Raw genomic sequence first — 7,167 nt, forward strand, 5'->3', positions numbered from 1 at the left:
CTACTCGGACTTCGCGGAGGCGGAGGCGGAGGCGGAAGCCGAGCCCGAGCCGGAGGCCGAGGCGGCGGCCAGCCCGGCCGACCACTTCTCCTCGACGTTGCCGAGCTTCCAGTAGGCGATCGCCGCGGCCCAGGTGAGCACGAACAGTCCGACGATCGCGTAGCCGACGAAGTTGAGGTCCAGCCCGCCGATCCAGGCGATCGGGCCGCTGGTGATGTCCAGCTTCTCGCCGAGCAGGCCGATCAGCTCGATCGAGCCGATCACCAGCGCGACGAGCACCGACAGCCCGGTGACGGTCAGGTTGTAGTAGATCTTGCGGACCGGCTTGGAGAAGGCCCACTCGTACGCGAAGTTCATGAACGAGCCGTCGATGGTGTCCAGCAGGCTCATCCCGGCCGCGAACAGGATCGGCAGGGTGAGCAGCGCGTACCAGGGCAGCGAGAAGGCCGCCGCGCCGCCCGCCAGTACCAGCAGGGACACCTCGGTGGCGGTGTCGAAGCCCAGGCCGAACAGCAGGCCCACCGGGTACATGTGCCAGGGCTTGGTGACGGCCCTGGTGACCTTGCCGAGGATGCGGTTCATCAGCCCGCGCCGCTCCAGCTGGCGCTCCAGCTCCGCCTCGTCGTAGTCGCCCAGGCGCATCCGGCGGAAGACCTTGAGGATGCCGTTGAAGGCGCCCAGGTTGATCAGGCCGAGCAGCAGCAGGAAGGTGCCGGAGACGGTGACGCCGATCAGGCCGGTCATCTCGTGCAGCGTCGAGTCGTCGGACTCCACCTGGCCGGCCAGCGAGCGGATGCCGAAGGCCAGCAGGGCGCAGAGGCCGAAGACGATCGAGGAGTGCCCGAGCGAGAACCAGAAGCCGACCGACAGCGGCCGCTTGCCCTGGCCCATCAGCTTGCGGGTGGTGTTGTCGATGGCGGCGATGTGGTCCGCGTCGAAGGCGTGCCGCATGCCGAGGGTGTAGGCGGTCAGGCCCATGCCCGCGCCGAACACCTGGCCGCCGACGGTGTAGTGCTCGGGCTCGACCAGCGCGAGCAGGGTGAACCAGCCGACGACGTGCAGCGCGAGGATGAATCCGCCCATTCCGGCCAGGCGGATCCACTCCTCACGGGTGAGCCGGTCGCGCCAGCGGGGGGCGGTCATCGTCGTGTCCTTTCGGTCGGGCGGTCGAAGCTGGGCCATCTTTCCGCCTTGACGCACGCAGTTGCAAGTCATGCGCAATTACGGATTCGTCTCCCCCCGCTTCCGCACCGTTTCCGCCCCGCTTTCACACCGCTTCCCCCCGGCTCCCCCCGACTTCCGACCGCCCCCCGGAGATCGTCACCACCCGTACAAGGCTTCGTAACCTCCCAGGGCTTTCACCGTGCGCTCTACGCGCGGATACTCCCGTTCTACGCGCGAAAACCTGAGCGCCGACCCCTCAACTCCCCACGGAGGAACCGCTCATGACGATCCGTATCCGAACCGCCGCGGTCCTGGCCGGTACGGCGCTGCTCGCGGCCGGCCTCACCACCCCCGCCGCCACCGCCGCACCCGGCCCCACCGCCCCCACCACCAGGGCCGCCGCGGCCGGCACCACCCCGCACCGGGTGCTGTTCGACAACAGCAAGGCCGAGACCGCGGGCAACGCCGACTGGATCATCAGCACCAGCCAGCCCGACCCCCTGGCCCAGAACGCGAACCCCACCACCGAGAAGAGCTGGACCGGCGCCCTCTCCGCCTGGGGCGTCGCCCTCCAGAAGACCGGCCAGTACAGCCTGAAGACGCTCCCGGCCGGCTCCACCATCAGCTACGGCACGGGCGCCGCGCTCGACCTCGCCAACTTCGACACCTTCGTGATCCCGGAGCCCAACATCCGGTTCAGCGCGAGCGAGAAGACCGCGATCATGAAGTTCGTCCAGAACGGCGGCGGGCTCTTCCTGGTCTCCGACCACGTCAACAGCGACCGCAACAACGACGGCTGGGACTCCCCGAAGATCATCAACGACCTGCTGACCAGCAACGGGGTGAACAACAACGACCCCTTCGGCTTCTCGGTCGACCTGCTCAACATCACCACCGACAACCCGCGCGCGGTCAGCGACGCGACCGACCCGGTGCTGCACGGCCCCTTCGGCACCGTCACCGGCTCGATCCTGCGCAACGGCACCACCTTCACCCTCAAGCCCGCCGACAACCCGAACGTCAAGGGCCTGGTCTACCGGACCGGCTACAGCGGCAACACCGGCGCCTTCTTCGTCACCAGCACCTTCGGCTCCGGCCGGGTCGCGGTCTGGGGCGACAGCTCCCCGATCGACGACGGCACCGGCCAGTCCGGCAACACCCTGTACAACGGCTGGGACGACCCGGCGGGCACCGACGCCGCCCTCGCCCTCAACGCCACCGCCTGGCTCAGCAAGGCCTGACCGGCCGCGCCCTCAACGCCACCGCCTGGCTCAGCAAGGCCTGACCGGCCGCGCCCTCAACGCCACCGCCCGGCTCAGCAAGGCCTGACCGGCCGCGCCCTCAACGCCACCGCCCGGCTCAGCAAGGCCTGACCGGCCGCGCCCCGCACCGGGGACGCCTTCACCAGGAAAAGGGCCGCTCCCTCCCCTACTGTCGGAGTACCGACGCCCGCGGCGCGCTCGTACGGAGCGGCACCCCGTCCGTACGCGCCGCGGGCCCGCCGGTGCCCCACCGGCCCGGGACCGACGGGAGCGGCCGATGCCGTCCTACCCCTTCCACACCACCCGCGAGGACCTGCGCGTCCCGCTGCCCGACGGCACACGGCTGGCCGCCCGGCTGTGGCGGCCGGTCGGCGACGAGCCCGGCCCCGCGCTGCTGGAGTACTCCGGCGGCCGCCTCACCGACCGGACCGCCGCCGAGGACGCCCGCCGCCACCCCTGGTACGCGGGCCACGGCTACGCCGCCGTCCGGGTCGACACCCGCGGGCACGGCAACTCCGAGGGCGTCCCCGGCGAACCCGGCGGCGACCAGGAGCTGGCCGACGGCGCCGACGTGGTGCACTGGCTCGCCCGCCGCCCCTGGTGCAACGGCCGGCTCGGCCTGCTCGGCGTCGGCGCGGCCGGCACCACCGCGCTGCGGCTCGCCGCCCGGACGCCCGAGACCGTCGGCGCCGTGGTCACCGCCTGCCCCGAGGGCGGGCACCGGCTCGGCGGAGCCGTACTTGCCGCCGACCTGCAGACCCGGCTCACCGCCCTGGTCGCCGACGCCGCCCTGCCACCCGACCCCCGGTACGTCGGCGACGCCTGGCGGGCCGCCTGGCTGGCCCGGCTCGAGTCGCTGAACCCGCCCGTCGACGACTGGCTCGCGGCCGGCGAGAGCACCGTCCCGGTGTCCGTGCCCACCCTCGCGGTGGCCGGCTGGGGCGACCCGTCCTGCTCCTTCGTGCTGCGGCTGCTCGCCGAGTCCCCCACCGCGCGCGCCCTGATCGGCCCCTGGCCGCACGGCCTGCCCGAGGCCGCCCTGCCCGACACCCTGCGCTGGTGGGACCACTGGCTGCGCGGCGCCGACACCGACGCCCTCAGGGAACCCGCCCTGCGCAGCTGGCTCACCACCCGCTGGACCGGCGACGAGGCCTGGCCCTCCCCCGACATCCGCGAGATCCACTACGGCCTGGACGGGCCGCTGCGCACCGCCGGCACCGCCTCCGACGAGCGGTACGTCCGGGTCCGCTCCCCGCAACACACCGGCCTCAACGCCGGCGCCTACGTCCCGCACGGCCGCCCCGCCGACGAGCCGCCCGACCAGCGGGAGGAGGACGGCCGCTCGGTCTGCTTCGACTCCCAGCCGCTGCCCGAACCGGTCGAACTGCTCGGCACCCCGACCGTACGGCTGCGGCTGCGGCTCCCCGAGGACGGCGCGCCCGCCCAGGTGGCGGTGCGGCTGTGCGACGTCGGCCCGGACGGCACCTCGGGGCTGGTCACCCGGGGTGTCCTGACCGCCGGGGGGCCGGACGCCGAGGTCGAACTCGCGGCCTGCGCCTCGACCATCCCGGCCGGGCACCGGCTGCGGCTCGCCCTCTCCTCGGTCTACTGGCCCTGGGTGTGGCCCCCGGCCGAGGACACCGGGTACGGCGTAGACCCGTCCCGCTCCACCCTGAGCCTGCCGGTGCGCCACCTCGCCGCCGACGTCGGCGCCCGGCCCGTCACCTTCGAACCCCCGGTGCTGCCCGAACCGCTCGCCGTCCACCTCACCGAACCGCTCACCGCCCGGCCCGAACACCTCACCGTGCACGACATCGGCCGCCACGAGTGGCGCGCCGAGTTCTCCCCCGCCACCGACGGCACCCGCACCCACCCCGACGGCCTGGTCCGCGACGAACACACCGTCACCGCCTACCGCGTGCTCACCGGCGCCCCGCTCAGCGCCCAGGCCCGCACGGACCACACCGTCCGCCTGGAGCGGCCCGACATCGGCTGGGACGTCACCGTCCAGACCCGCACCCAACTGCGGTGCGACGCCGGGCACTTCCTCAGCATCGTCCAACTGCGGGCGCTGGAGGGCGGATCGGAGGTGTTCGCCCGGGAATGGCAGCACCGGGTGCCCCGGGAGAGCTGATCAAAGATTTACTTATGAACTTGCCTTACATTTCGACTTAGACTTATAAATGGCCCCATGAAGACCATCGGCCTGATCGGCGGCATGAGCTGGGAATCCACCGCCGAGTACTACCGCCTGCTGAACCGGCTCACCCGAGAGCGCCTCGGCGGACTGCACTCCGCCCGACTCGTGCTCTACTCCGTCGACTTCGCGGAGATCGAGCGGCTACAGACGGCCGGCCGGTGGGAGGAGGCCGGCGAGGTCCTCGCCGACGCGGCCCGGTCGCTGGAGGCGGCCGGCGCCGACCTGCTGCTGATCTGCACCAACACCATGCACAAGGTCGCCGACCAGGTCGCGGCGGCGGTCTCCGTCCCCCTGCTGCACCTGGCCGACACCACGGCGGCGGCCGTCCGGGCGGCGGGCCTGCGGCGGGTCGGGCTGCTCGGGACGGCCTTCACGATGGAACAGGACTTCTACCGCGGCCGGTTGGCGGCGGGCGGCCTGGACGTCCTGGTGCCGCAAGCGGATTCGCGCGCCCTGGTCCACCGGGTGATCTACGAGGAGTTGTGCGTCGGGCTGGTCCGCGAGGAGTCCCGGGCGGCGTACCGGCGGGTGATCGGGGAGCTGGTGGCCGGGGGCGCGGAAGGGATCGTCCTCGGCTGCACCGAGATCGAACTGCTGGTCCGGCCGGAGGACAGCCCGGTGCCCGTCTTCCCCACCACCCGGCTGCACGCCGAGGCGGCGGTCGACGCCGCCCTGGGCGGGCTCTGACGGGCCCGGAGGCGTCCCGTCGGACGGAGAGGGGTGGCCGGCCCGGCAGCAGGCCACTTCCGACAGGGCCCTGGTCCCGGCGGTCCGCGAGGCCGACGACTCGCCGCGGTGCACGACATCGGCCGCCACTGCGCTGCGACACCCGGCGCTTCCTCGGCATCGTCCGACTGCGGGCACCGGCGGGCCGATCGGAGGTGTCCGCCCGGGAGTGGCAGCACCGGGCGCCCCGGGACCGCTCCTGAACCCCGGCCGCCGCCCCAAGGTGCGCGGTCGGCCCACGCCGGGACAATGGTGAGCGGACCGGTTCCCCAGCACCTCGCCCCGCGCCGCCCACCCCGACACCGGGGGCCGCAGGGCGCGAACGAGAGGGACGACCATGGCCGTTTCCAGTACCCCGATCAACCTCACCCTCGCCGCCCACGTCGGTATCTCGGTCTCCGACCTGGACGCGTCGATCGCGTTCTACACGGCCCTCACCGGGCGGGAGCCCGTCGCGCAGGGCACCATGCACAGCGTGCCGTTCGGGAAGTCGCAGGGCCTGCCCGTGGCGAAGCTGCGCTACGCCACGATCAACCTGGACAACAGCCTCGGCATCGACCTCATCCAGTTCCAGGAACCGGTCGGCGAGCGGACCGGCGGCGTGGCCAACCGGCCCGGCTCGATGCACCTCTGCCTGCGGGTCGACGACTTCGACGCCGTGTACTCGCGGATGAAGGACGCCGGCTACGACTTCCTCGGCGACGACTACACCTTCATCGAGGGCGAGGTCACCCCGAACGCCGCCCTCGGCACCCAGGTCGCCTACTTCAACGACCCGGACGGCACCAACCTGGAGATCATCCGCCCCGAAGGCGGCTTCGCCAGCTAGGAGTTCGCGGCGGCCGGATGCCCGGACCACCCGCGCAGGGCCGCGCGGGCGCGGGCGACGCCTCCGGGGGTGGCCCCGGCCCCGGTGCCCACCGCGACGGTTCTCGTGCCGAGGCCCGCGCAGGCGCGGCAGATGCCGGGGCGGGGCACCGGGTCGTGGCAGCGGCCGCACTCGGCGTACGAGGCCGGTGGGGTTTCAGGGCGCTCCGGTGGCAGCTTGCGCTGAAGGCGGTCCCGGAGGATCGCCACTGGGGAGTGCATCGGCTGCGGCAGTCCGGGCAGCAGGGCGTGGGCCAACTCGGCTTCGTCGCAGCCCCGTTCCAGCCATTGCACGACGAGCGGGGCCAGCGCGCGGGCCTCGGCCTCGCCGAGGCGCAGGCGGGGTTCGGGCCGGATCACCCGGAACAGTGTGGCCACGGCGGCCCGCGTCCGGTCATCCGGGAGGGTGGTTTCTTTCTCCGGGTCCTTTACGGGAGGGGTGACAGCGCCGCCGGAACTCCCTCCACCGGAGGCCGGGCGGGGGACAGCCGGTGAGGGTTGTGGGGTGTCGAAGACGTGGGCCTCGGACCGGATGGTCCCGTCGGCCATCCGGACCGTGTCGACCCGGTAGTACCCGGCGCTGGTCAGCTCCTTGAGGGCCCGCCGGACGGCGCCCCGCCCCTGCGGACTGCTGTCCGCCATCTGCCGCCCGTCCTCCCGCCACCCGTCGGGGCGGGAGAGCAGGTCGGCGAGGAGGCCACGGGCGGTATAGCTGAGCCGACGGTCCTGCAACAGGCCGTTCGGAAGGACGGTGAACGCGCGCGTGCGCGCGCTACGATGAACCCGCATCTGGAGGTGTGTTCCTCTGGTGCCAGACCCCGGGGTGTTACAGCACCGCCGGGGTCTCCTATGTTCTGTTGATGATGCGGAAAGTAGCGCACTGACTACGAAGAGTGCGAACCCTTCGCGCGCAAAGCTCTGACCCCCGCACCACGTACGCCCCCACCT

The 7,167-nt window shown here is 72.6% G+C and carries 5 protein-coding genes and 1 pseudogene; 4 read left to right on the forward strand and 2 right to left on the reverse strand.

Annotated elements, in window-relative coordinates:
* Window positions 1–1,143 carry a HoxN/HupN/NixA family nickel/cobalt transporter gene (locus ACFU6K_RS25700; protein ID WP_380666793.1) on the reverse strand — a complete coding sequence of 381 codons (1,143 nt, stop codon included), beginning with the start codon at window positions 1,141–1,143 and terminating at the stop codon, window positions 1–3.
* A 302-nt stretch (window positions 1,144–1,445) separates the two neighbouring features.
* Between ACFU6K_RS25700 and ACFU6K_RS25705 the strand changes: the two are divergent.
* The 4 genes and pseudogenes from ACFU6K_RS25705 to ACFU6K_RS25720 all read left to right on the forward strand — a co-directional run.
* A pseudogene (locus ACFU6K_RS25705) lies at window positions 1,446–2,402 on the forward strand (hydrolase); the annotation flags it as partial.
* A gap of 301 nt (window positions 2,403–2,703) precedes the next feature.
* A complete protein-coding gene (locus ACFU6K_RS25710; protein ID WP_380666795.1) occupies window positions 2,704–4,560 on the forward strand; it encodes a CocE/NonD family hydrolase in 1,857 nt (618 codons plus the stop codon).
* A 57-nt stretch (window positions 4,561–4,617) separates the two neighbouring features.
* Window positions 4,618–5,313 (forward strand): aspartate/glutamate racemase family protein, encoded by a 696-nt coding sequence (locus ACFU6K_RS25715; protein ID WP_380666796.1) that lies wholly within the window; start codon window positions 4,618–4,620, stop codon window positions 5,311–5,313.
* 376 nt (window positions 5,314–5,689) lie between these two features.
* Complete coding sequence (locus tag ACFU6K_RS25720; RefSeq protein WP_380666798.1) at window positions 5,690–6,181, forward strand: VOC family protein; 492 nt, start codon at window positions 5,690–5,692, stop codon at window positions 6,179–6,181.
* Here ACFU6K_RS25720 and ACFU6K_RS25725 read toward each other — a convergent pair.
* On the reverse strand, window positions 6,178–7,008 hold the full coding sequence (locus ACFU6K_RS25725) for a hypothetical protein (RefSeq protein WP_380666800.1): 831 nt from the start codon (window positions 7,006–7,008) through the stop codon (window positions 6,178–6,180). The two genes, ACFU6K_RS25720 and ACFU6K_RS25725, sit on opposite strands and share 4 nt — an antisense overlap.
* Window positions 7,009–7,167 lie beyond the last annotated feature (159 nt).

This window comes from Kitasatospora sp. NPDC057512, from assembly GCF_042802135.1.
Lineage (GTDB): Bacteria > Actinomycetota > Actinomycetes > Streptomycetales > Streptomycetaceae > Kitasatospora.